We start from the raw sequence: 332 nt of genomic DNA on the forward strand, positions 1-332 counted from the left end.
TCCTGTGTAAGGATACTGGCTGAAGCAGTAGCGGGGCTTCCCCTCCATTTATATAAATACACAGCAAGCGGCGGTAAGGAGAAAGCCCTCTTCCACCCGCTGTATTTTTTACTGCACGATGAGCCTAACCCCGAGATGAGCTCCTTCGTATTTAGGGAGACATTAATGACGCATCTTTTGCTGTGGGGAAATGCCTATGCGCAAATTATCCGTAACGGTAAAGGTGAGGTTATTGCTCTATACCCTTTGATGCCAAACCGGATGAGAGTTGACCGGGATTCCAAAGGAGAACTTTATTACTCCTACACCCGGTATTCAGATGAAGCACCAGC

1 pseudogene is annotated in these 332 nt (G+C 47.6%); it reads left to right on the forward strand.

The annotated features are described in order from the left end of the window. Positions 1-332, forward strand: a pseudogene (locus tag B3W37_RS07295) (phage portal protein); the annotation flags it as partial.

It is taken from the genome of Syntrophomonas sp. UBA5494, from assembly GCF_002426325.1.